Origin of the sequence: Pseudoalteromonas maris (assembly GCF_049257235.1) — a bacterium.
Lineage (GTDB): Bacteria > Pseudomonadota > Gammaproteobacteria > Enterobacterales > Alteromonadaceae > Pseudoalteromonas.
This window is the reverse complement of sequence record NZ_JBMMUF010000001.1, coordinates 100,351-126,246: the sequence shown is the minus strand read 5'-3', so window position 1 is coordinate 126,246 and position 25,896 is coordinate 100,351. Positions and strand designations below refer to the sequence as shown.

Below are 25,896 nucleotides of genomic sequence, written 5' to 3'. Positions count from 1 at the left end.
GGAGTTTTTTGTGAAAAAAGTATTCAAAAATACAGCAATGGCTGTACTTGCAGCGCTAACTATGGGTACATCTTTAAATGCGCTTGCGCACAAAGTAGGTATTGTTGATATGCAATCAATTTATCAGCAAGTACCACAAACAGCGGCCATTGAAAAAACATTGCAAGGTGAGTTCGCAGAGCGTAGTCAGCAGCTTGAAAAGCTTCAAGGCGACATCCGTTTTGAAATGGAAAAGTTCCAACGTGAGTCGACTACGATGAGCGAAGAGCAAAAAACAGCACTACGTGACAAAATTCAAGGCATGCAAAAGGAGCTTGCTGAGAAAGGCCGTCCGTTAGAGCAAGAAATTAAAGCGCGCCAAAATCAAGAATTAGCTAAACTACAAAAGACAATCATCGAAGCGATTGAAGCAGTAGCCAAAGATGGCGACTACGATGAAGTGAAACTTAAAGATGCCACTATCTACTTCAACCCTAAAGAAGTAACTGATCTTTCAGAAAAAGTGGTTCAACGCGTAAGTAAGAAGTAATAATGGCAATTAGCTTAGCTGATATAGCCGAACACTTAGGTGCCGAGCTCGTTGGAGACGGCGCCTTAGTTATTTCTGGCATTCAGACTTTAGAAAAGGCGCAAGGTAAACATATTAGTTTCCTCGCCAATAAAAAGTACCGTAGTCAACTGGCCAGTACCCAAGCAGGTGCTGTTATGCTCAGTGCCGCCGATACACAGTATTTCGACGGCAATAAGCTAGTATGTAAAGACCCCTATGTTGCCTACGCCAAGCTTGCTCAGTACCTAGACAGCACGCCAGCCTCTGCTTCAGGGATTCATCCCAGTGCCGTCATCAGTCCTGACGCCAAGGTGAGCGACTCAGCTAATATCGGCCCTATGGTAGTCATTGAGGCTGGTGCAGTTGTTGAAGCACACGCGCAAATAGGTTCTCATTGTTTTATTGGTGAAAATGCGCACATTGGTGCCCATACCAAACTTTGGAACCATGTCACTGTATACCATGAAGTGAAAATAGGTGAGCATTGCCTTGTTCAAGCAAATACAGTGATTGGCTCTGATGGCTTTGGCTATGCTAATGAGCACGGACAGTGGGTGAAGATCCCGCAGTTAGGCTCTGTTATCATTGGCGATCATGTAGAGATTGGAGCGAGTACAACAATCGACCGTGGTGCTATCGACGATACTCTTATTCACAGTAACGTGATTATCGATAACCAATGCCAAATTGCGCATAACGTTGAAATTTGTGAAGGTACTGCAATTGCAGGCTGTAGTGTGATAGCAGGCAGTACTAAGATAGGGCGTTATTGCCAAATTGGTGGTTTAAGCGGTATTACTGGTCACGTTGAGATTTGCGATCAAGTGGTGTTAACCGGTCGAAGTATGGTTACCAGCGGTATTAGTGAGCCAGGTATATACTCTTCGGGTCTGCCGCACGTGAGTAATAAGGAATGGCGCCGTACTATCGCACACTTACGAAATATTGGTGATATGAGCAAGCGACTCAAAGCCATCGAGGCTGAGCTTAAATCACACGATTAACTTTGTTTTAAGGAAAAGAAGTTGGCTAATCAGTTAAATAGCATAGATATTCAAGAGATCATGAGTCTACTGCCGCACCGTTATCCGATGCTTTTAGTAGATAAAGTGGTGGATTACACGCCGGGAGAGAGTCTGCACGCGATTAAAAACGTGACGATGAACGAGCCTATTTTTACAGGTCACTTCCCAGGTCAACCTATCTTCCCAGGTGTCATGATCCTAGAAGCTATGGCTCAAGCAACCGGTTTATTAGGCTTTAAGACCACAGAAAATCGTGGCGAGAACGAGCTATACTTGTTTGCAGCAATTGACAATGCGCGTTTCAAGCAGCCAGTACTGCCGGGCGATACAATGCATCTACACGTGAAGTTTCTAAAAGAGCGCCGCAACATGTGGAAGTTCTATGGCGAAGCGCGCGTTGATGACAAAGTCGTATGTAGTGCTGAATTAATGTGTGCTAGAAGAGAGTTTTAATCGTGATCCATCCTACCGCAATTATCGAACCAGGTGCGAAGCTTGCTGATGATGTTCAAGTCGGCCCATACAGTTATATTGGCAATGACGTTGAAATCGGTGCAGGCACCATTATTGAGTCACATGTTGTAGTGAAAGGCCCATCAAAGATTGGCAAAAACAACCACATTTACCAATTCGCATCGGTTGGCGAGGCTTGCCAAGATAAGAAGTACAAGGATGAACCAACGCAGTTGATTATCGGTGATAATAATATTATTCGCGAATGTGCCACTATCCACCGTGGTACGATTCAAGATGAAGGCATCACTAAAATCGGCAGTAACAACCTCTTTATGGCGTACACCCACGTAGCGCATGATGCTGTGATTGGTGATAACGTTATTTTCGCCAACAACGCAAGTGTTGCCGGCCATGTTCATGTTGGTGATTGGGTTATCTTAGCGGGTAACTCAGGTGTGCATCAATTTTGTAAAATTGGTTCACACGCATTTGTCGGAATGTATTCAGGCGTAAACCAGGATGTTCCACCTTATGTTACAACCATAGGCACACCAGCGCGTCCAGTTGCAATTAACACAGAGGGATTGAAGCGTCGCGGCTTTGAAGCCGATGAAATCATGGCCCTGCGCCGTGCCTACAAAACGCTATTCCGTAAGGGCTTAAAAGCTGAAGAAGCAGTTGCGCAACTACAACAAGAAGTTGAGCAATTTCCTGCAATTCAGCCAATGATCGATGCTGTTGTAAACTCAACCCGCGGTATTATCCGTTAAGCGGTTTGTGAGTTTAGTTTTCGAAAACGCCGTCATTGACGGCGTTTTTTTATGGCTGTGATTTGAGCGCTGCTTTGGGCGCGTTGCGAGTAAATCTACTTGTCTTGTTGTCTATAAATCACACTAAATAATGTGCTGATTTTCAAACGCATAGATTTCCTCCACGACATGGTTTTAAGCACATCATAAACAGGGTAGACTAGTCTGTTAATAATCATTGTGGTTAATGGGAATCCCCACATTCATGTGCGCAACAGCTAAACCTTTACGTGTCGGCATTGTGGCTGGCGAGATGTCAGGTGACATTCTCGGCGAAGGCCTAATTAAAGCGATTTTAAAAACTCATCCAGATGCTCAATTTGAGGGGATCGGCGGTCCACGCATGCAAGCGCTTGGTGTTAAGAGCTTATTTGACATGGAGCAGTTGTCGGTGATGGGGCTAGTAGAGGTGTTGTCTCGTTTACCTCGCTTGCTTTCAATTCGTAAACATTTGGTGCAGCATTTTATTGATAACCCACCGGATGTGTTTATCGGCATCGATGCGCCTGATTTTAATTTGCGTGTAGAGCTGCCTCTTAAACAGGCCGGGATCACCACAGTTCACTATGTCAGCCCATCGGTATGGGCATGGCGTCAAAAGCGCATCTTTAAAATAGCTAAAGCCACAGACCTAGTCTTGTCATTACTGCCATTTGAAAAGGCATTTTATGATGAACATAATGTACCTTGTACGTTTGTCGGGCACACCCTTGCTGATGATATCGCCGTGCAGCAAGACAGCCGTGCTGCGCGCGAGCAACTAGGATTATCACAAGATGATAAAGTGCTGGCGTTATTGCCAGGTAGCCGTGGCTCTGAAGTTGGTTTACTTACACCTACCTACGCACAAACTGCTGAGCGACTGCAACAGCAAAACCCTGACTTGAAAGTCGTTGTACCCTTGGTAAACGATGCACGAAAGCAGCAGTTCTTAGAATTACAAAAAGCACATGCTCCCAACTTGGATGCCATCTTACTCGATGGCCAATCAAGTATTGCTATGCAAGCCAGTGATGCGATTTTATTGGCATCGGGCACCGCATCTTTGGAAGGAATGCTGTATAAAAAGCCTATGGTAGTCGGTTATAAACTAAAGCCGATGACCTACTGGATGGTGCAACATGTGTTTACGTTCACCATTAAATATTTCTCACTACCCAATCTGTTAGCTGATGAAGAGCTGGTACCTGAATACTTGCAGCATGAATGTAACGTAGATAGATTATGTGAAGCACTGGAACCGCGCTTATACGGTGATAACAGTGAGCTGGTAGCACGCTTTACAGACATTCATAAAAATATTCGCTGTGATGCCAGCAGCCAAGCCGCAAAAGCTGTATTGGAGTTAATCAATGCAAATTAATCGCCCAGACGTTCAATATATTGCCGGTGTTGATGAAGTAGGGCGCGGCCCTCTCGTTGGCGATGTCGTCACCGCTGCAGTTATTTTAGACCCTGCCAAGCCAATAGAAGGCCTTACTGACTCGAAAAAGCTCAGTGATAAAAAGCGTCAGGCCCTCAGTGAGGAAATTAAAGAAAAAGCGTTAAGCTATTGTATTGCCCGTGCAACGGTTGCTGAAATTGATGACATCAATATTTTACACGCCACCATGTTAGCGATGAGCCGCGCGGTAGCAGGGTTGGATATTAGCCCTGACTTTGTGTTTGTGGATGGTAATCGCCTACCTGACTTGGATATGGCCGCGCAAGCCGTGGTTAAAGGGGATGCCTTGGTGCCGGAAATCAGTGCCGCATCAATTTTGGCTAAAGTCGCGCGCGATGACGAAATGATTGCCCTTGATGCCCGATATCCACAATACGGCTTCGCAGGACACAAAGGCTACCCTACCAAAGCACATTTTGAGGCATTGGCGGAACATGGGGCTACAGAACATCACCGAAAAAGCTTCAAGCCCGTGCAGCGGGTGCTAGCTGAGCGAGGACAATAATGGCAGCGCCACAATTCGTTCACTTACGTGTTCACAGTGACTTCTCTATGGTCGATGGCTTGGCAAAAACCAAGCACATTGTCGCAGCAGCACAAGAGCAGCAGCTCAGTGCAATGGCTATCACAGATCAGATGAACTTATGTGGCTTAGTGCGCTTTTATGGTGGCGCCCATGGCGCCGGTATCAAACCTATTGTTGGTGCCGATATTTGGCTGAACACTCCAGAGTTTCCTGATGAGCCATGTCGTATTGTTTTGCTCGCAAAAAATAATGAAGGATATAAAAACCTAACTTTACTGATCTCCAAGGCGTACTTGCGTGGTCATGTGATGCACCGCGCAATGGTCGATAGGCAATGGTTGGCAGAGCACGGTGAAGGTCTAATTATTCTCAGTGGCGGCAAAGATGGAGACCTAGGCAAGGCGTTGCTCAAAGGCAATGCGGCGATTGTCGAGGAAATTAGCCAGTTTTACCGTACCCATTTCGCTGATGATTACTATCTCGAGCTAATTCGCACATCTCGTGCGGATGAAGAAACCTATCTGCATATGGCAGTTGAGCACGCCTATGCCCATCAGTTGCCCGTAGTTGCTACGAACGAAGTTGTATTTCTAAAGCCCGAAGATTTTGAACCCCATGAAATTCGCGTTGCGATTCACGACGGTTACACCCTTGAAGATAAACGCCGACCTAAGCGCTTTTCGCAAGAGCAATATCTGAAAACGCCAGAGCAAATGAGTGAACTGTTCAGCGATATACCTGAGGCGTTAGAAAATACCGTTGAAATTGCCAAACGCTGTAATGTAACAGTACAACTGGGTACGTACTTCTTGCCTGATTACCCAACGGGTTCACTGAAAATTGAAGACTTCCTAGTTAAAGTATCTCGCGATGGTCTCGAAGAACGCTTACAGTTTTTGTTCCCTGACGAACAAGTCCGCGCCCAGCGCCGTGGTGAATACGACGAGCGTTTGCAAATTGAACTTGACGTAATCAACCAAATGGGATTCCCGGGTTACTTCTTGATAGTAATGGAGTTCATTCAGTGGTCAAAAGATAACAATATTCCAGTAGGGCCGGGGCGGGGCTCGGGTGCAGGTTCCTTGGTGGCGTACGCCCTGAAAATTACCGATCTAGACCCACTGCAATTCGACCTGCTTTTCGAGCGATTTTTGAACCCTGAGCGTGTATCCATGCCTGACTTCGACGTCGACTTCTGTATGGATAGACGTGATGAGGTAATTGACCATGTAGCCAAGCTCTATGGCCGAGATGCGGTATCACAGATCATCACATTCGGTACCATGGCTGCAAAAGCGGTGATCCGCGACGTAGGTCGTGTGCTTGGCCACCCGTATGGTTTTGTTGATAGAATTTCTAAGCTCATTCCGGGCGATCCGGGGATGACGCTTGCCAAAGCGTTTGAAGTTGAGCCGCGTTTACCTGAAGCCTATGATGGTGACGAAGAAGTACGTGACCTTATCGACATGTGCCGCATTCTCGAAGGATGTACCCGTAATGCCGGTAAACACGCAGGTGGTGTTGTCATATCGCCGACTACGATCACCGACTTTGCCGCGCTTTATTGTGATGAAGAAGGCAAGTTTCCGGTTACCCAATTCGACAAAAACGATGTTGAAACTGCCGGTCTAGTAAAATTCGACTTCCTGGGTCTGCGTACTTTGACCATCTTGCAGTGGGCGTTAGATATGACTAACGAGCGCCTTGCTCGTGAAGGAAAAGAGCCGGTTGATATCAATGCGATACCACTGGACGATAGAGCGAGTATCGAGTTGCTATTACGCGCGGAAACAACTGCCGTATTCCAGCTCGAATCGCGCGGTATGAAAGACCTTATTCGTCGATTAAAGCCGGACTGCTTCGAAGACATGATCGCACTGGTTGCTTTGTTCCGCCCAGGTCCGTTGCAATCGGGCATGGTAGATAACTTTATCGACCGTAAGCATGGTAACGAAGAAATATCCTACCCAGATGCGCAGTATCAACACGATAGCTTGCAGCCAATCTTGGAGCCTACCTACGGCGTTATCTTATACCAAGAACAGGTAATGCAGATAGCACAGGTACTTGCTGGTTACTCGCTAGGTGGCGCTGACTTGCTGCGTCGTGCAATGGGTAAGAAAAAGCCAGAAGAGATGGCCAAGCAGCGTTCAACCTTCGAAGAAGGAGCTATTAAGAACGGTGTTGATGGCGAGCTGGCTATGAAGATCTTCGACCTTGTAGAGAAGTTCGCAGGTTACGGCTTTAACAAATCTCACTCCGCGGCCTACGCTTTGGTGTCATATCAAACGCTGTGGATGAAAACCCATTACCCCGCTGAGTTCATGGCGGCGGTAATGTCTGCCGATATGGATAACACCGACAAAATTGTGACTCTCGTGGACGAGTGCGAGAATATGAAGCTCGCATTGTTACCACCAGATGTTAACGCGGGCTTGTATAAGTTCACAGTGAATAAGCAAGGCCAAATCGTTTACGGCATCGGTGCTATCAAAGGTGTAGGCGAGGGCCCAGTCGAAGCTATCTTGCAAGCACGAGAGCAAGACGGTCCATTTAAAGACTTATTTGATTTTTGTGCGCGTGTCGATTTAAAACGTCTGAATAAGCGCGTAATTGAAAAGCTCATTATGGCCGGGGCCATGGACAAACTTGGGCCTGATCCCGTGCAGGGTGGTCGGGCTATCTTAATGGCCTCACTTCCAGAGGCGATTAAATCAGCTGAGCAACATAACAAGGCAGAACAATTAGGCCAAGGCGATTTGTTTGGTCTGTTAGCAACTGAGCCAGAAGAGGTTGAGCAAGCGTTCAAACGTGTCCCTTATTTCACCGATAATCAGTGGTTAGATGGGGAGCGTGAAACCTTAGGGTTATTCCTAACGGGGCATCCAATTAACCAATATCGTGGTGAATTAAGGCACTATACGAGCGGAAAACTCGTCGATTTGACGCCAACTGAGCGCGATGTGCAAACAACTGCCGCAGGGTTGGTCATTAGTGCCCGAACTTTGGTAAATAAAAGGAATAAACGTTGGGGATTAATCACGCTGGATGACAAGAGTGCCCGGATTGATGTACGCTTATTCCCAGAACAGTTCGAAATGTTCCAAGAATTGCTGCAAATCAACAATATCTTGGTCATAACTGGACAGGTCAGCTTTGATAACTTCTCTGGCGGCATTACAATGACCGCCAGAGACGTCTGTACTCTCGCTGAGGCCCGTGAAAAACGCATAAAAGCGATGAAAATGACGGTCGATATGGCGCAAATTGATGACAACTTCTTCGAAAAGTTGGAAAAAGTGCTAGAACCGTACAAATTTGGTACTTGCCCGGTAAAAATTCTTTACCGTCGACCAGATGCCTTAGCTGAGTTGGAACTAGGAACACAATGGTGTGTGACGCCAGCGGATGACTTAATTCACAAGTTATCTTTGATGGCGGCACAAAATATAGAATTAGAATTTAATTAAGTGGGTTAATGAGCGCATGAGTCTCAATTATTTGGATTTCGAACTACCGATTGCTGAATTGGAAGCGAAGATTGAAGAGCTACGCAATGTCGGCCGCGCCGGTTCATTGGATCTAGGCTTAGAGGAAGAAGTTTCTCGCCTGAAAGAGAAAAGTGTTGAACTAACAAATAAAATCTTTTCAGAATTAGGTGCATGGCAGGTTTCTCAACTAGCGCGTCACCCTTTACGCCCTTATACGCGTGATTACATTGAGCGTATCTTTACCGAGTTCGATGAACTTGCAGGTGATCGCGCGTTCGCAAACGATCCTGCTATTTTAGGTGGTGTTGCTCGTCTTGATGGTGAGCCAGTAATGGTTATCGGTCAGCAAAAAGGCCGTGACACAGCTGAGAAAATCAAACGCAACTTTGGTATGCCGAAGCCAGAAGGTTACCGTAAAGCATTACGCCTGATGGAAATGGCTGAGCGTTTTAAAATGCCAATCTTCACCTTTATTGACACCCCTGGTGCATACCCAGGTGTTGGTGCAGAAGAGCGCGGACAAAGTGAAGCGATTGCGCGTAACTTAAAGGTTATGGCAGCACTTAAGGTGCCAACAATCTGTACTGTGATTGGTGAAGGTGGCTCAGGTGGAGCTCTGGCGATTGGCGTTGGTGATCGCGTAAACATGCTGCAATACAGCACCTACTCAGTAATTTCACCAGAAGGCTGTGCATCCATTCTTTGGAAGAGCGCAGAAAAAGCCCCACTTGCAGCTGAAGCTATGGGTGTGACTGCCAAGCGTGTGAAAGAGCTTGATCTTATTAATAATATCGTTGAAGAACCACTAGGTGGTGCGCATCGTAACTATGATGCAATGGCGAAGAGCCTAAAACTACAATTGAAGCGTGATTTGGCAGAATTACGTCAAACCAGCGTTGAAGAAATGTTGGATTTACGCTACAAACGCTTAATGAGTTTCGGCTACTGTTAAGCAAAAAAGGCCGCACAGTCGGCCTTTTTTAATGCCCTCAATATGCAATCAACGTTCGATACATCACTTTCTCAATTACTTGCGCGTTGTGACAACTGCCAAGGTCTTGCTGTTGCCCTAAGTGGTGGGCTGGACTCTATGGCGCTACTTGCTTTAAGTCACGATTATGCTGCTCGCCACAATTTGCCAATATGCGCAGTACACATTCACCATGGACTCAGTGCTAATGCTGATAGCTGGCTGACATTCGCCAAGGAGCAATGCCAGCGCTTAGGCATTACATTGTATAGTGCTCGGGTGCAAATAAGTGAGCAAACCCGTAAAGGTATTGAGGCTAAAGCGCGTGAGGCTCGTTACAATAAGATTGACGAGCTTGTGCCGCAAGATTATGCCCTAGTGCTGGGGCAGCACCAAGATGACCAAGTCGAGACTTTTTTCTTGCGTTTGAAGCGCGGTGCGGGACTCAAAGGACTAGGTGCGATGCACGATTTAGCGACGTGGCAAAGCAGGGTGTTGCTTCGTCCTCTTTTACATGTATCCCGAGCTGATCTAGAGCAGTTTGTCGCGCAGCAAAAGCTGTCACATATTCATGATGAATCAAATGATGATTCACGCTATGACAGAAATTTTTTGCGTAATGATGTGCTGCCTTTACTCAATCAACGTTTCCATGGCTTTAGTGACAAGGTTGCGCAAACCGTCACTCTGCTGCAAGCGCAACAACAACTACTTGACGACATTGCCCAAAGCGATCTTGAAAGTGTGCAACACGATGCGCACAGCGTGTCATTGGATGCCTTGCTAGCGCTTGGTGAGTCGCGTTATCTCAATGCGATACGACTGTGGTTGCAGCACCATGATTGTGTGATGCCATCGCAGATAAAACTTAACACTGCGTTTGCACAATTCATCCATGCCCGTGAAGACGCTCAGCCGTCAATCACCTTTAAAACACATGGTAATTTAGCCGTTGATTTGCGCCGTTATAATGGGCTTATATACTTGGTAACGTGCTCTGTGGAGCCGGTTCAGCGGCACTTAGCGCAGGGTGAAAATAGTGTGCAGCTAGATGCGCAAACACAACTTACATGGTGGGTTGGAAATGGCGTTCGAGCAGCTCATGCAAGTGAGCAAATAACTATAAGATATGGGTGTTTAAATAGCCGTATTCGTCCACACAATAAGCCTTACAGCAATAAACTCAGTCACTGGCTCAAAGAGCTCAAAGTGCCGCCTTGGCAGCGTCAAACTATTCCACTGATTTTTTACGATGAATCCTTGGTGGCAGTGGTGGGATACTTTTATAATCACGACTTTTTGGCGGCTGAAGGAATACAATGGCAAATCACAACCCAAATCAACACGTAGGCTTATCCCTTGTAAATAAAGCGCCAGTGGCATTGCTGGTGTGCGCGGTGCTGCTCGTTGCATTAGCGCTCAGTACACTTACATTGTGGCGTGTAATCATCCCCTCTGGGATTGCAGGTTTGATATGTGGGGCCTTGCTGCTATGTTACTGGAAAGGCAAAGGGGGTGTATTTTTTATCACCGCCATACTGGTGCCTTTGGTGTGTATCGTATTGATACACTTACCTAGCTTTACATCCTTGTATCAGCTAATTTTGGCATTTTTTACAGGCTTTTGGCTGTCTTTGTGGGTGTTTAAATCCCTCACCGACAAAGTTTCTAATAGCGCACCTTGATAGCTATCTCGGCCATTAAATTTGGCTTGATAGAGCGCCTTATCAGCACGTTCGAACAATTCCATATTCGTGTCTTTAGCTCGAGCCAATGTGAAACCAATACTACAGGTTACGCCGTACTGGCTCATTATCGCGCTGTTTTTCACAGCGTTGATAATGCGCTTGGCAATAACAACATTCGTCTCAAACTGTTTGTCGTCAATAAGTACGGCAAACTCATCACCGCCAAAGCGAAAAGCGGTATCAGTGCCACGCAAACATATGCGCAGTATTGCCGCAAACTCTTGTAGTGTTTCATCACCAGCTTGGTGACCGAAGTTGTCATTGACTTGCTTGAAATGGTCCAAATCTAACAACATCAGGCTAAATGGACGATGCTTGCGTCTGCATGCCTCAAGCTTTTTGTCCATGTTGACGTTGAAGTCACTGCGGTTATTCAGCCCAGTAAGAGGGTCGCGCGTAGCAAGACGCAGCACACGGTTGTACGTTAGCGCATTACGTAGTGGGTAAGCGAGAATCTTATGCCACTGTTTTAATTGCGCAGAAAGCTTATTGGTGAATGCCACATTGCTGAGATAAACCAATTGCCCTAAATGCTCACCTTCAACCTCAATGTCAAAGCGATTGGCGACATTCGCACTGTGAGTTTTTGTCATTTCATTGACGCCAAGACTCGAGTGCAACTGTAACCCTGAAAACTTTGCGTAGGGTGCGATAAATTGTGCGAATGTATCTAGCAGAGTGACCAGATCCAAACTACGTTGTAGCTGTTGCGTAAGGGCTGTTGTATTCAAAGCACTATCTTTGCGGTAAAAATATGCCGCTTTTGCTGCTTCGCTACCTATTTGGCTGTGGTCATATGTCAAAATATGGACATTATCCATCAGAATCACTCCAAGACTAAATTCGTATATGGTTAATGCGATAATTGTGCCAATAATTCAAACTGGATATAAAACAAGCCGTTGCTATAGTTATTTAACGGGGTTTCGGTCCGAGTCAAGGTGTTGACACCTAGGGAGTGGCATGCAGGAGCTGTTTATAGAGGTCTTTGGACTGTTACTCAGTGCGGTAGTATTGGTGTGGCTGTTTAAACGCCTCGGATTACCTGTTATTTTAGCCTACCTTGTCACTGGTATTCTTGCCGGTCCCCATGGTTTTGACTGGCTTGCTAATGAGTCGCAAATGCAGGCTTTTGCTGAGCTGGGTATTGTCTTTTTGCTCTTTAGCTTGGGTCTTGAGTTTTCACTTCCACGCCTAGTTGCTATGCGCAACATTGTGTTCGGTGTTGGTCTGCTACAAGTTCTGATCACTTCATTGATATTCTTCGGTGCATTGTGGTTGCTTGGCTTGGATAAGCTCAGTGCCTTCACTGTCGCCACCCTAGTGGCATTGTCGTCCACGGCCGTGGTAGTTAAATGTTTGAAAGAAAGTGGCCAGCTGCGAAAAAGGCGCGGTCAACTTGCTATTGGCGTATTGCTCTTTCAAGATTTAGCCGTAGTTCCTTTGCTTATTGCGATTCCACTCCTTGCCAGCGACAGCTCGCAATCACTTGTACAAAGCCTCGCTATCGCCCTAGGCAAAGGGGCATTGGTGTGTGCGTTATTGTGGGCTATTGGCAAGTGGGTATTGCCGAGAATGTTTAATGAAGTGGCACGGATGCGCAACGAAGAGCTATTTGTTCTTACTACCTTGTTAGTTACTTTGTTTGCCGGTGGTCTTACACATTGGTTCGGTTTATCTATGGCTTTGGGGGCGTTTCTCGCAGGCATGATGCTCGGTGAAAGCCAGTATCGTCATCAACTTGAAAGTGATATTCGACCCTTTAGAGATATTCTTATGGGCCTGTTCTTCGTGACCGTGGGGATGCAATTAAGTATTGATTATGTGCTCTCGCATATTCACCTTGTTTTTGCTGTGCTTGCGGTAATGATGGTTGTTAAATGGATGATATTGGCGGCCATTGCCCAAGCGTTAGGTGAACGTAAGAGTGACGCGCTAAGTGCTGGCCTGATGTTGTGCCAAATGGGGGAGTTTGGTTTCGTGTTGGTGGCATTAGCAAATACTCACGGTGTGCTTGGCAGCGAGTTATCCTCCTTATTGATTGCTTTGGGCGTATTGTCGATGGCTATTACGCCTTATCTTATTGATTGGGCACCGACATGGGTAGGGCGTTTAGTGTCTGCGCCGGTCGAGCAACTCGAGTCGCAGCTCGCTAAAGATGAAGATCTCAAAGAGCATGTGATTGTCTGCGGCTACGGCCGAGTTGGGCAGAATATAAGCCGATTTTTAAGTGCCGAAGCATTGCCATTTATCGCTATCGATTTAGATCCATATCTAGTGCGCCAAGGACGCCATGCGAACTATCCGTTGATGTTTGGCGATGTAACCCAAAAAACCATTTTACAAGGTGCAGGTGCTGACAAAGCCCAGCTCGTGGTGATCACGTTTACTGATTTGAACAAGGTGAAGTTAGTTACGTCAGTGCTCAAAGAAGTTGCTCCATCGGTCAATATCCTTGCGCGAATGCCTGATGATAGTCACCTAGACGAACTCAAAGCCAGTGGTGTTTCAGAGGTGATCCCTGAGTCACTCGAGGCCAGTTTAATGCTCTCGTCTCATGTATTGTTTATGAGTGGAGTGCCCATGAAACGCATAATTCGTCGCGTTAGCCAAGAGCGCGAGAATCGATACTCATTACTGCAAAGCTTTTATATTAGCGATGAAGCGCCTGCCCATGAAATTCATTCCGACGCGCTGGAATATTTACACGTTATGGCTTTAGCGGATAATGCGTTTGCTGTGGGTCAGAAAATAAGTGAGTTGAGCTTTGAAGCACGCAGAGTGAGCGTCGCCGCCTTGCGCCGCAATGGCCGAGAAATAGAAAACCCGAGTCAAGACACGATACTCATGGGCCAAGATGTATTGGTGCTAAGAGGCAAGCCGCGACGGGTGGAGCGCTGCGAGCATTATCTTCTCAACGGCGGTGATGTGTAGAGAGCGAGTTAATCCAAACACAAAAAATGGCGCAACTCTTTGAGGTTCTTCACCCCATCTTGATATCCAAGCTCAATAAGATGCTCGGTGTAACGTTTCTCAAATAATAAGTAGCTCGGTAAGCTCGATTCACTGTAGCGTTTGACACCAATCCCACGTAACAGCATACGAATAGCTAAGGGCATATCATCGTAATATAACGAGCTGATCTCATTAAAGTTATGAGAAGGGTTAATACAAAATGTATCGATGTGTTTGAGTTCTTGGTGTTTGTGCTTTGCACTGAGCAAACCTACGGTACGATTAATACGCTCTACACGCTCTAAATCCGCATGAATGGTGTCTGCAAAGACGCTATCAAGCAAGTGACCAGCAATGGCCGACATGCCAGGATAATGGGGCGCGTATTTGCGGTGCTCTTCCTTTGGTTGCTCCACACCGATAACAAAAATCCGCTCAGCACCTAAATGAATGGCACTCGATAACGGCGACATTTGGTGGATTGAACCATCACCGTAATATTGATGGCGAATTCTTACACTTGGAAACACCACAGGAATGGCACTTGATGCCATGAGATGTTCCAGGTGGATACGCGCTTTTACACCTTGGCGTTTTGAACGTTGCCAAGGCGTTGCATCTTTACTTTGAAAGAAAGTAATTGAATCTCCGGTACTGTAATTAGACGCAGTAATGCCAAGCGCATCAATCACCCCTCGATGGATATTACGGTCAATGCGTTCCATTGGCAGCACTTCTGCGAGCAAACGGCGTAAAGGCGAATTATTAAATAAGCTTGCAGGGGCATGATTAGCGTGGCCAGAGCGAAAGCTCGATAGCACATTGCGAATAATGTGGCCAAATACGTGCGCAAAGTCACTGCGATAAACATGGGAGGTGTGGAACTGTCCCCACACGGTATCAAGCTTACGTAAAGCTAAGTGGGCGCATGATGCCCAACAGGCCAGAGCCACTGAATTAATTGCACCAGCAGATGTCCCTGTTATGATACGAAATGGCAAAGGAGCGGTGCGCGGCATGCTGTGAGTCAGTGCTTTGAGTACACCCACTTGATACGCTGCTCGAGCACCACCGCCACTGAGTAATAATGCTGTGCCTTTTCGGCCGCAATTGGTTTGCTTTCGCATGAGTAATGCACTTAAATAAAGACCTAACTTAAATGTAAAGTATTCTTTAGTAAAAAGAAATGTATAGGTGCTTGGAAGTGTGTTGCAATAGAGCCAAGCAAGTGGCATTTATCTCTTACATAAAGTAGTTAATGGAGTTTTTAATGAACGATCAGCCTCAAGCGCAAGAAAAAAGTCGCCCCAGTCGTAATACGTTACTTTTTGCTGCAATTGTTGTTGTAGTGTTGGTAGTCGTCATCATGATTGCCTTGAGTAAACAGCAAGACATGGTCACAGAGAGTGTAGAGGCACCACAAACCGTTGTTATTATTGAGCCCGAGGAACCTGCAACACAGCCAGATGAACCAATCTCAGAGCCTGAAACTATGCCACAGGCGCTACCGCAAAGCGAACGTGAACAACCCACAGAGCAAGTTGAACAAGAGCCAGCGTTACCAAGCTTAGATGAAAGTGATGACGTGGTGAGCGAGCGAGTTAGTCAATCACTGAGCCAAGCCAGTGCAGACTTGTTGGTCAATGATGACTTAATTCGCCGCGCTGTGGTGTTTGTTAATAACCTTGCAGATGGCCAAGTAGCAGCTAATCATTCACCGGTAACCAAGCTACAGGAGCCTTTTAGCGTTGAACAAGGAGAGGTGCTGACAATGGACCCACAGAGCTTTTCGCGCTATGACCCCTACGTTGCTATTTTAACGTCATTACAAACGGAGCAATTAGTTGCCCTGTATCAACGCTACGAACCGTTGATTGAACAGGCGTATGCAGAAGTAGGTCGTCCGGATACTCACTTCAATGAGCGATTAACCAAAGCAATAGACTTGTTGCTTGCGACGCCTGAAATGACCACACAAGTACCACTACTCAAAGATTCAGTAACCTACAAGTATGCTTTTTCAGAGTGGGAAAATTTACCACCTGCGCAAAAGCAATTGTTGCGCATGGGCCCTGAAAACGTCGCCAAAATTAAAGCCGTATTAACTGAGTTACGTTCAGAACTTCAATAATTAGTAGTTAGGTGTTCGTCCAAGCGATGGGTGCGAACACCTTTACTCATTACACTTCTCTATAAAATGATTGTTTACTAAGCAATTAACCACGAAATTACTGATTTCCCTTGAAACCACGTAGGAAAGTCTGGATAATCCCTCCTGCGCCCAAAGAGGCCCACTACGGTGGCCTTATTGGTCCTCTCGCAACACTAGCAGGTGAACCTGGTCAGGCCCGGAAGGGAGCAGCCACAGCGTGTGATGTGTGTGCCGAGATGTGGCTGGTAAGGCTACCACCCAAACTCTGTAATCTCATTTCTACTAATTTATTCCCTACTTTCAACATCTTTTTAAGCTTGTTACCACCTAGCACGAGTTCAGTTTGTGTCATTGTGTGTCGAGTGCTATGAAAAGCTTTTCAGTGTGCCTAAATTTGATACAATCGGGCGATGCACACGGAGTTGTTAGTAAGAATGAATCAACGGACAAAAATTCTCGTCATAGATGACGAAGTCATCGAAACAATTGCATTAACTGAGGCGTTATCGGGCCTTGGAGAAATTTATAGCTGCAACAATAGTTGCGTTGCAATACAGCAAGTGATGCACCTTCAACCCGACATTGTATTGCTAGATTTAGAAATGCCAATGATTTCTGGGTTCGATATTCTCGCCCAATTAGCTGAACTTGACCCCTTTACTGCTCCGAGAGTACTAGTGATCACGTCCCACAGTGATCATCAAGCGCAAGAGCGGGCATTGCAACTTGGTGCTATCGACTTTATCAGCAAGCCTGTGCATCTCAACTTATGCCGTATGCGTGTACAAAACCATATTTATATTATCAATCAGCAAAAGTCTTTGGCATTGACAAAGGAAATGTTATTTGCGGACAGAGAGCAATTACGCGTCACGCTTGATTGCATTGCTGATGGCGTGATCTCTACAGATGATAAGGGTCATGTTATTTATTTAAATCCGGTTGCGCAGCGCCTCACTGGGTGGTCACAAACAGCAGCTCAAGGGCGCTTTATTGATGAAGTGATGACGTTATATGACGCCATTACAAAAGAGCGCTATGCCAATCCTCTTATCATTGCGCTTAAAGAAAAGCGCACGGTAGCAATGGCACTAAACACGCAAATAACGAGTAAACACGATTTTGACTATCGCGTTCAAGACAGTGCCGCGCCAATTATCGACTCACAGGGCTGTGTCAAAGGCGCGGTGATGGTATTTCAAGATATAAGCGAAACATTAGAGATGTCAGTGCAAATGACCTATTTGTCTCACCATGACCAATTAACAGCACTCCCTAACCGCGTGTTGCTATATGACCGCTTAGCACAAAATCTTGCTCGTGCCGAGGTTGGTAAACATAAGCTGAGTTTGCTGTTGATAGACATCGACAATTTTAAATATGTTAATGATGCATTGGGCCATCATATTGGTGACGATGTTATCGCTCACATTGGCCATAATCTTGACCGCTTTGCCTGTAGCGATATTACGGTTGCGCGAGTAGGTGGTGATGAATTTGCCATTGTAGTGCCTCATGTGCAAAAGGTGATGAGTGTTGATGCCTTGGTAAGTAGTGTGTTTGATGAAATCAGCAAACCCTTTCGTTTGGGTAAAGAGCAATACAGTTTAAGCGCGAGTATTGGTGTGAGTGTATACCCCGATGACGCTCTGACCATTGAAGATATGATGCGCCACGCAGATTCAGCGATGTATAAGGCGAAGCAACACGCATTTAATTCCTGTTGTTACTTCAGCGATGAGCTCCAGCAAGAAGTGGATAGAAACCTTGTCGTTGGCAAAACGTTGCGAAGTGCGCTTAGAAATGATGCGCTGGTGGTGCACTATCAACCCAAGTATAACTTGCAGTCTAATCAGATCTGCGGAGCAGAGGGCCTTGTAAGGGTGCAAGATGCCGATGGCAAAATGATTGCGCCATTTGTATTTATTGAGTATGCAGAAGAGTCTGGCCTTATTTACCGTCTTGGCGAGCAAGTCCTCAATCGATGTTGCTGTGATGCTAAGCAGTGGCTCGAATCAGGCTATCCAATAAAGGTAGCGGTAAATATTTCAGCTAAACAATTTAGTGATCCAATGCTCACGAGCATAGTGGCTAAAGCGCTAGAGAAAAGTGGTTTACCGAGTTGTTATTTAGAATTAGAGGTTACTGAATCAGCCCTAGTCGATGATTACGACGCTACCATTAAACAACTCACTGCTATTTCTAAGATGGGCGTAAGTATTGCGTTGGATGATTTTGGAACGGGTTATTCGAGTTTGTCTTATTTGCGGTTATTTCCATTAGATGTCTTAAAGATTGACCAATCCTTTGTCAGTGACATGCTCACGAATAATCAGGCCTTTGACATCGTTCATACCATTATTCAGCTGGCTGGAACATTGAACCTGCAACTCGTAGCTGAGGGGATAGAAACTCAAGAACAAAGGGTTGAACTGGCTCAACTTGGTTGTGCGACCGGGCAAGGCTACCTGATGAGTCGACCAATGAGCGCGGATGAATTCGCAAAATTACTTTGTGCAAGCGAACAAAAAGAGTGTAAGCCATCATAAATCACTATCTATTTTGGAGATGTTAAAGGGACGGTTGTTGGTATTTTTTATCCTAGGTAGGTTATTGAAAAACCTTGACTATACTTACCCTAACTAGCCACTTTCCGAGACCTCTATTTATGCCTAAGTTATCCAACCGCAGAGATTTTTTGCGTACTCTTTCTGTTGGTGCAGCCGCGTCTGCCGTCGCATTCAAAGTACCCTATGTATTTGCCAAAAAGCCAGTCACTTTGCGGGTTATGGGCACGCATGTGACCTTACAAGAAGAGTTACGTCAACGTGCAATGAAAGAGCTTGGCATTAATATCGAATTCACCCCCATGGGCAGTGCCGCAGTGCTTGAAAAGGCAGCCTCCAATCCAAGTAGTTTTGATTTGTACGAGCAATGGTCTGATTCAATCAATATTCTGTGGCAAGCGGGAGCAATTCAGCCAATTGATGTTCAAAGGCTCACTTATTGGGATGAAATTAATGCGCTGACTAAAACAGGAAAATTAGTTGAGAACGCCAAAACTGGGGCAGGCGATGCGCCCAATAAAATCCTTTTTGTACAAAGTGATGGCACCTTGGGTACGCAACCGACCGAGCAAATTAGTTTTATGCCCTATGTACATAATGTGGATTCTTTTGGCTACAACACTCAGCATATCGCCAAAGGCGAAGCCTATAAAACAGAGTCATGGGGTTGGTTATTGGATGACCGATACCGAGGTAAGGTGTCATTAGTTAATGCGCCAACCATTGGTATTTTTGATGCCGCTTTAGCGGCGCAAGCGCAAGGCTTAATCACCTTTGATGACATTGGCAACATGACCATAAACGAGATTGATGCTTTATTCGAAATACTGATGGCGAAAAAGCAACAGGGCCATTTTGCTGGGCTTTGGACATCAGTGCCTCAGTCTGTTGAGTTTATGAAAACAAATCGCGTGCATATCCAAAGCATGTTTTCTCCAGGTGTAAGTGCTTGCCGAGGGCAGGGGATCCCCGTTGTGTACGCCTCACCCAAAGAAGGTTATCGTGCTTGGCATGGGGTGATGTGTCTGTCGGCGAATACACATGGTCATGTCAAAGATGCCGCGTATGAATACATGAATTGGTGGTTATCGGGCTACCCTGGTGCCTTTATTGCCCGCCAAGGATATTACATTTCCAACCCCCAGCGCAGCCGTCCACTAATGAGCGATGATGAATGGCAATATTGGTACGAAGGCCAAGCAGCTAACAGCGCGCTTACAGGCACCGATGGTAAAATATCAATTCAACCGGGTGAAGTACGTGATGGGGGGAGCTACGTCAAACGTTTCTCTAATATTGCAGTATGGAACACCGTCATGCCTAATTATGACTACAGTTTGGACAAGTGGTATGAGCTTCTCAACGCATAAGGAATTGCTTTGCTAAGTATAATTAAGCGCTCAATTGCGGCAAAAGTATTGCTGGTTTTAACCATTTTGTTAATCACGGTATTGAGTGTGTATGCCATGCTTGAGTATCGCATACAAACCATTGAAGACTCAGTGAGTGACACTCTTGGCTTATCAAGCCAGACGGTGGACATACTGCGTATCAACAATGATATTGTACAGCTGCAAAGAGATGTCTCAGTATTTGGGAGCTCAGGCAGTGAGGCCATCTACGCCAAAATTGAACAAAGCCATTCGAGTATACGCAGCCGCCTTAATGAAATTAGTGCTCAACTTATAGAAGGCGAGGATTCAGAGCAAATAGAAGCGATGAAACAGCTTGTTGAGCGTTATGGTGAAAACCTCAATGTATTGGCTGAGCGTTATCACGCCAAAGTGTATTTTATTGATATTGAGTTGCCACAATACTATCAGCAAATGCTGGGGTATTTGGATGGTATGTATCAGGCCGCGCCTGTAGGCCAAGCGCAATTAATAGTGCTTCAGGCAACCAACAAATGGCATAGCTTGCACTCAGATGCAGGCTTGTTTTTGAGCAAAAAAGACTACAGTAAACGACAAAGTGTGCAACAAGGCTTGTCCGCCTTACCACGTTTATTGAATACGCTACCCTCAGCGTTTCGCAGCGAACAGGAAGTTGAGATTACCAAAATAAGGGAGTTGATAGCACAGTATCGCACCGCGTTTGGTAAAAGTGTGCAGGCGAATCGAAACTACCTTACCTTAGTGAATGTAGTCATGGCTGGTGATGCCATCGAGTTTAACAATTTAGTCGATGTACTCAGAGAACGTTCAATAGAGCGCTTGCAGACGATTAAATTGCAAGGAAATCAGGCGATTAGACGTGCTGAAGTCGTGATGAAAACACTGTTATTTGCGGCTGTCTGTTTGATTTTAGCGTTCGGTTATTTCTTACATGCTCACATCACTCGTGCGATCCGTCGCCTCACTGCCAGTTTTAAGAGCTTCCTAAAAGGGGACTTATCCGCAGAAATTCACGATAGAGAACGCCAAGATGAAATTGGCGTATTGGCAGAAGCTGCGGATCAATTTAGAGAGCTCAGTGAACACCTCATTGTTGCCAAGCAAGAGGCAGATAAAACCTCACAGGTGAAGTCTGAATTTTTGGCAAATATGAGTCACGAAATACGCACGCCCATGAATGGTATTCTAGGTATGGTACGTTCGCTCAGTAATACGCCGCTTAATCAAGAGCAAAAGCGCATGCTCTCAGTCGTAAACTCGTCGGGTAAAAGTTTGCTGGTGATCCTTAACGACATTCTTGATTTGAGCAAAATTGAAGCCGGTAAAATCACCCTAGAAGAGCGCCCAGTAAATCTCGAAGAAGTGCTTTTTGAAATCAACCAGATGTTCAGCACGCAAGCTCGTGCAAAACAAATATCACTGCAGCTTCCCGATCAAGTTCCCTTTGCCAATGGCACTATTGCCTGCGATGAGACTAGACTTAAACAAATCCTCATTAATTTGATCAGTAATGCGATTAAGTTTACCGAGCAAGGTCAGGTAGCGATGGATATTAATGTTCTGGCGCAAACTGACGACACCATTACGTTAGAGTTTGCTATCGCAGATACTGGAATTGGTATAAAGCAAGAGCAACTCGCCACACTATTTGAAGCGTTTTCTCAAGCTGACACGTCAATCACTCGGCGTTTTGGTGGTACAGGTTTAGGTTTAACTATTGCCAGTAAAATGCTCGCCTTGATGAACTCAGAGCTCTCAGTTGAGAGTGAGTTTGGCAGAGGCTCTCGGTTTTCGTTTGCGTTAACATTGGCAAAAGTGGAACTGATTGAACACGAAGATGACTTTTTTGATGAGCCAGACGTTGAGGGAGATTATCAAGAGTTAGTGGTGCTCGCGGTTGAGGATAATGAAATAAACCAGATGGTTTTGCAAAGTTTATTAGAAGAAGCTGGAATTAGTAACATCATCCTTGCGGATAACGGCGAACAAGCGGTAGAAAAGTGTGAATTACAAGATTTTGATCTAATTTTCATGGATATGCAGATGCCCGTGATGGATGGCCCACAAGCTACTAAGCTTATAAAGGCAATGCCTCAGCATCGGGATACCCCGGTGGTTGCGTTAACCGCCAACGTACTCGACTCTGACAAAGATACATGCATCGCCGCGGGTATGGATGACTTCGTCGCCAAGCCAGTTGAGTACACAGCATTACTACAAGTATTAAAGCAATGGGGAAAGCGCGACAAGCAGAGCGCGCATCATGAGCATAATTGCTAAGAACGGGGATCATATGGGCCGCATGGATAAAACGCTGACACAAAAACTAAAAGAGAATGCTATTTTGTGGGTGGCTTTATTTATTATTTGTGCGGCTTTGGCGGCAGCGGTATCACTGTTTGAGCTAAGAGTGCAAAGCAGTGTATTGGACGAATTACACATTAACCTTGAGTCCAACTCCAAGCAATTACAGAACAACCTAGACGATTCATTGAATGAAGCACGCGCTAATCTGAGGTTTTTACATGCAACCCCACCCATATCGGGTTTACCTCGAGCCTATTACAATAATGGCATTGATCCCTATGACGGCACTCTGTATGAGCAATGGAAGCGCCGCCTAGAGACTATTTTTGTAGCCTTTGTACAAAATAACGAAGCGATAGATCAATTGCGGATCATTTCTGTTGTCGACGGTGGCCAGGAAATTATTCGGGTCGACAGGGTTGGCGGAGTGATAGAAGCCGCGCCAGAATATAGTTTGCAAAACAAAGTTAATGAAAGCTATTACAAACCAAGCAGTCAATTGTCGGCGAACCAAATATTTGTGTCGAAATTAACCCTTAATCGTGAAAACGGCGAAGTCGAGTTTCCCCATCGACCGATGCTGCGTTTTTCAATGCCTATTTTTAGCCCACAAGGAGAGCGCTTTGGTTTTATTATATTGAACTTGAATGCAACGCAGTTGATAGAACAATTAGTTGATAATGTCCCCTCTTATGCTGCGCTTATACTGAGCTCAGCCAATGATGACATAATTTATCATCCTAAAGAGTCATATCGCTTTACTCGAGACTTGGCACCAGAAATTACCTGGGACTCCCTGTTCGACAAAGAAGTAGATTATGAATACGTGTACAGAATAAGTGCAAGGAACTCTACAGAAAAGTGGTATGCCTACTCACAAAAAGTGGCAACACGCAATGCCAATACCCTGAACTACGTTAACCTTACAACCTTGGTTCCTGACTCATTTGTTACGGCGAATATTAATGAAAAGCGATTAAGTGTGTATGGCTTTTTGCTCACCGTATTTACAGTCACTACTATTGTTGTTCTATTGTTTCACCGCAATGCAACACGTTCTGCAGAATTGGCTGAGGCGCGACGAGAGTCTGCTGCAATAGTGCAAGGGTCTATCGATGCCATTGTTGGTCTTGACTTGCAAGGTCGCATAACCAGTATGAACCATGCGGCAGAAGTTATCTTTGCGACATCTTTTAGCAACATAGCTGGTAAGTTGTACACTCACATAGACACTCTAGAACATCTTCCGATCAATACGTATATTCGTGCCTTAGGGCACTCAGCCCACAAGGTAACAGATAGCTTACAGGTTAAAATAGACGGGAAATATTACTGCTTTGCGGTATCAGCAAGCCCGGTACGTGGCGATGACCATGTACTTCGCGGCATTGCGCTAATTATCCGTGATGTTACCAAAGAGCAAGAAGCCGAAAGTAAAATACGTAAACTCAATAGTGAGCTTGATATCAAGGTGAAAAAGCGCACCGCAGAGTTGGCTCAGGCAAAAGAAGAAGCGCAAAAGGCCAGCGACTTTAAAAGTGCGTTTATTTCCAATATTAGCCATGAAATGCGCACCCCTCTTAATGGCATCATAGGTACCATGGGGCTAATCAAACGAGAGGCACAATCTGACAAGGCCACTCGATTGATCGACATGATGGAGCTCAGTGCAAATAATCTCAATATACTCATTAACGACATTTTGGATTTGTCGAAAATTGAAGCGGGTAAATTAGAGTTACATCCAAAAGCTTTTAACCCAGTCGCCTTGGTAGAGAGTATTGTCACGTCAGCGGCAGTCAAGGCTCACGACAAAGGCTTAGAGTTATTCGTAGACACCAAGGAACTGCACTGCCAAGAAGTGGTCAGCGATCCGCATAGGTTTACCCAAATAATCAATAATTTAATCAACAATGCAATTAAGTTTACCGAGCAAGGGTATGTGCAAGTGACATTGCGAGGCGAAGTGCTTGATCATGACCAATTTCAGCTCACGGTGGCAGTCAAAGATACAGGGATTGGTATTGAAAGCCACGCGCAAGAAAAGTTATTTAACTCATTTACTCAGGCCCACTCTGGGGTGGCGGCTAAATATGGCGGCACTGGGCTGGGGTTATCGATTTCTCGCCAGTTGAGCCGATTACTCAATGGCGACATCAGTTTTACATCCAAAGTCAATGAAGGCAGTGAATTTGTTTGTCACATCAATCTTGCACTAAACAGTGTAAAAATGCGTGCACATACAAAGTATCTAAAAGATGCGAAGGTATTGCTGTTGCTCAATAATAAAGACCTAGCAGAGCATTTAACAAGCGTACTTAATTATGATGGGGCGAAAGTAACAACGGTTAAGAGTGCGCGATTTAACCCTTCATCATTGGTTAAATACGACATGGTGTTTATAGATAGTGAGGATGCTGCATTGAGTCAGCTTGAGCCTATCTACAGCAATGTTGCTGAACATGAACTCCCCCAAGTTATTGCCATGCAGTCCCCAACAAAACCGATGCCAAGCAGCACGGTTATAAAAGCCATCAGACTTAATAAACCTGTTTTGTATAGCGAACTTCATCGTATATTGGAAAACCCAGATAGTGCTAAGCAGCTTAACAATACAGCCGACGATAATGTGAACGTGACCACCCATTTGAGTACGTTGGCTAAAATTAAAGGACGCAGCGTTCTGGTAGTAGATGACAACGAAATCAATATCGAAGTTGCTATAGGGATGCTTGAAGTATTGCCTCTGCAGTTCTTTAGGGCTAATAATGGACTTGAAGCAATTGAAAAGTTGAAACAATTCAATGAAAAGGGCATAAGGGTGAGTTGCGTGTTGATGGATTGCCAAATGCCGGTATTAAATGGCTACGAGGCAACCGCGAAAATTCGCAAAGGTGAAGCCGGGCAGGATAATAAAGAAGTGCCAATTATCGCCATGACTGCCAATGCCTTAATAGGTGAAAAAGAAAAATGTTTAGCCGCAGGAATGAACGATTACATTAGCAAACCTGTGGTTGCGCAAGAGGCTGAAGTGAAGTTAGTGAGGTGGATTTTGTCTTATTCAGATAATAACGAGCAAAGCGAAACGGATAACGAAAAGTCTGACATGCTGTGGGACAGGAGTGCAGCGTTGGCGCGTTTGCTGAACAAAGAAGAATTGTTGACTCGGGTATGCATCATGTTTGTAAAAACGGCTCCCAATAAAATGTCAGCCATAGAAGAGGCCATCGGCAAAGCTAATGCTGAAGATATTCGGCAATTAGCGCACTCTTTCAAAGGGTTATGTGGAGAGATAAATGCGAGTCGTATTCATGCTTTGTTAGCAGAGATAGAGAATAAAGCGACCGCAGGCAGCCTTGATGTCAATGGTGAGTTTGAAGAACTTAAGAAGCTAGTACCCAAACTCCTTGAGCAAATTGAAGCGCACATGTCGCCAAGCGCATAATCATCAAAGATTTTTTCGAGGGGCTTAAGCCCCTTTTTTGGTGTTATCACCCTACTA

General features: G+C 45.4%; 17 protein-coding genes and 1 other RNA gene. 16 read left to right on the top strand and 2 right to left on the bottom strand.

Features of this window, described 5'->3' with window-relative positions; genetic code table 11:
- Nucleotides 1–10: 10 nt before the first annotated feature.
- From AAEU32_RS00605 to tilS, 9 genes are all read left to right on the top strand, one after another.
- Nucleotides 11–529, top strand: a complete 519-nt coding sequence (locus tag AAEU32_RS00605; protein ID WP_421968606.1) for an OmpH/Skp family outer membrane protein — start codon at nucleotides 11–13, stop codon at nucleotides 527–529.
- Nucleotides 530–531: 2 nt separating this feature from the next.
- Nucleotides 532–1,554, top strand: a complete 1,023-nt coding sequence (gene lpxD / locus AAEU32_RS00600) for a UDP-3-O-(3-hydroxymyristoyl)glucosamine N-acyltransferase (protein ID WP_421968605.1) — start codon at nucleotides 532–534, stop codon at nucleotides 1,552–1,554.
- Nucleotides 1,555–1,575: 21 nt separating this feature from the next.
- A complete protein-coding gene (fabZ, locus tag AAEU32_RS00595) occupies nucleotides 1,576–2,028 on the top strand; it encodes a 3-hydroxyacyl-ACP dehydratase FabZ (RefSeq protein ID WP_421968604.1) in 453 nt (150 codons plus the stop codon).
- A gap of 2 nt (nucleotides 2,029–2,030) precedes the next feature.
- On the top strand, nucleotides 2,031–2,801 hold the full coding sequence (gene lpxA, locus AAEU32_RS00590) for an acyl-ACP--UDP-N-acetylglucosamine O-acyltransferase (protein ID WP_421968603.1): 771 nt from the start codon (nucleotides 2,031–2,033) through the stop codon (nucleotides 2,799–2,801).
- Between the two features lie 244 nt (nucleotides 2,802–3,045).
- Complete coding sequence (gene lpxB, locus AAEU32_RS00585; protein ID WP_421968602.1) at nucleotides 3,046–4,203, top strand: lipid-A-disaccharide synthase; 1,158 nt, start codon at nucleotides 3,046–3,048, stop codon at nucleotides 4,201–4,203.
- Nucleotides 4,193–4,789 (top strand): ribonuclease HII, encoded by a 597-nt coding sequence (rnhB, locus tag AAEU32_RS00580; RefSeq protein WP_421968601.1) that lies wholly within the window; start codon nucleotides 4,193–4,195, stop codon nucleotides 4,787–4,789. The genes lpxB and rnhB overlap by 11 nt, the downstream gene beginning before the upstream one ends.
- The gene (gene dnaE / locus AAEU32_RS00575) at nucleotides 4,789–8,280 is read left to right on the top strand and encodes a DNA polymerase III subunit alpha (RefSeq protein WP_421968600.1); all 3,492 of its coding nucleotides are present in this window, start codon (nucleotides 4,789–4,791) and stop codon (nucleotides 8,278–8,280) included. Before rnhB ends, dnaE begins: the two co-directional genes overlap by 1 nt.
- A 16-nt stretch (nucleotides 8,281–8,296) precedes the next feature.
- The gene (gene accA, locus AAEU32_RS00570; RefSeq protein WP_421968599.1) at nucleotides 8,297–9,253 is read left to right on the top strand and encodes an acetyl-CoA carboxylase carboxyl transferase subunit alpha; all 957 of its coding nucleotides are present in this window, start codon (nucleotides 8,297–8,299) and stop codon (nucleotides 9,251–9,253) included.
- Nucleotides 9,254–9,295: 42 nt separating this feature from the next.
- Entirely contained in the window at nucleotides 9,296–10,621 is a 1,326-nt protein-coding gene (gene tilS, locus AAEU32_RS00565; RefSeq protein ID WP_421968598.1) for a tRNA lysidine(34) synthetase TilS, read from the top strand.
- Between the two features lie 244 nt (nucleotides 10,622–10,865).
- Here tilS and AAEU32_RS00560 read toward each other — a convergent pair whose 3' ends face one another.
- On the bottom strand, nucleotides 10,866–11,840 hold the full coding sequence (locus AAEU32_RS00560) for a GGDEF domain-containing protein (protein WP_421968597.1): 975 nt from the start codon (nucleotides 11,838–11,840) through the stop codon (nucleotides 10,866–10,868).
- A 142-nt stretch (nucleotides 11,841–11,982) separates the two neighbouring features.
- On the opposite strand from AAEU32_RS00560, the gene AAEU32_RS00555 reads away from it, so the two are divergent.
- The gene (locus AAEU32_RS00555) at nucleotides 11,983–13,953 is read left to right on the top strand and encodes a monovalent cation:proton antiporter family protein (RefSeq protein ID WP_421968596.1); all 1,971 of its coding nucleotides are present in this window, start codon (nucleotides 11,983–11,985) and stop codon (nucleotides 13,951–13,953) included.
- Nucleotides 13,954–13,961: 8 nt separating this feature from the next.
- Here AAEU32_RS00555 and AAEU32_RS00550 read toward each other — a convergent pair whose 3' ends face one another.
- Nucleotides 13,962–15,101, bottom strand: coding sequence for a patatin-like phospholipase family protein (locus tag AAEU32_RS00550; RefSeq protein ID WP_421968595.1), 1,140 nt, complete (start codon nucleotides 15,099–15,101; stop codon nucleotides 13,962–13,964).
- A 143-nt stretch (nucleotides 15,102–15,244) separates the two neighbouring features.
- Between AAEU32_RS00550 and AAEU32_RS00545 the strand changes: the two genes are divergently transcribed.
- The 6 genes from AAEU32_RS00545 to AAEU32_RS00520 all read left to right on the top strand — a co-directional run bounded on the left by AAEU32_RS00545 (nucleotide 15,245) and on the right by AAEU32_RS00520 (nucleotide 25,839).
- Complete coding sequence (locus AAEU32_RS00545) at nucleotides 15,245–16,105, top strand: DUF3014 domain-containing protein (RefSeq protein ID WP_421968594.1); 861 nt, start codon at nucleotides 15,245–15,247, stop codon at nucleotides 16,103–16,105.
- 175 nt (nucleotides 16,106–16,280) lie between these two features.
- Nucleotides 16,281–16,377: signal recognition particle sRNA small type (ffs, locus tag AAEU32_RS00540), an RNA gene on the top strand.
- A 183-nt stretch (nucleotides 16,378–16,560) separates the two neighbouring features.
- Nucleotides 16,561–18,675, top strand: a complete 2,115-nt coding sequence (locus AAEU32_RS00535) for a two-component system response regulator (protein ID WP_421968593.1) — start codon at nucleotides 16,561–16,563, stop codon at nucleotides 18,673–18,675.
- Nucleotides 18,676–18,794: 119 nt separating this feature from the next.
- A complete protein-coding gene (locus AAEU32_RS00530) occupies nucleotides 18,795–20,063 on the top strand; it encodes an ABC transporter substrate-binding protein (RefSeq protein ID WP_421968592.1) in 1,269 nt (422 codons plus the stop codon).
- 9 nt (nucleotides 20,064–20,072) lie between these two features.
- A complete protein-coding gene (locus AAEU32_RS00525) occupies nucleotides 20,073–22,367 on the top strand; it encodes a response regulator (RefSeq protein WP_421968591.1) in 2,295 nt (764 codons plus the stop codon).
- The gene (locus AAEU32_RS00520) at nucleotides 22,351–25,839 is read left to right on the top strand and encodes an ATP-binding protein (protein WP_421968590.1); all 3,489 of its coding nucleotides are present in this window, start codon (nucleotides 22,351–22,353) and stop codon (nucleotides 25,837–25,839) included. The genes AAEU32_RS00525 and AAEU32_RS00520 overlap by 17 nt, the downstream gene beginning before the upstream one ends.
- Nucleotides 25,840–25,896: the final 57 nt, after the last annotated feature.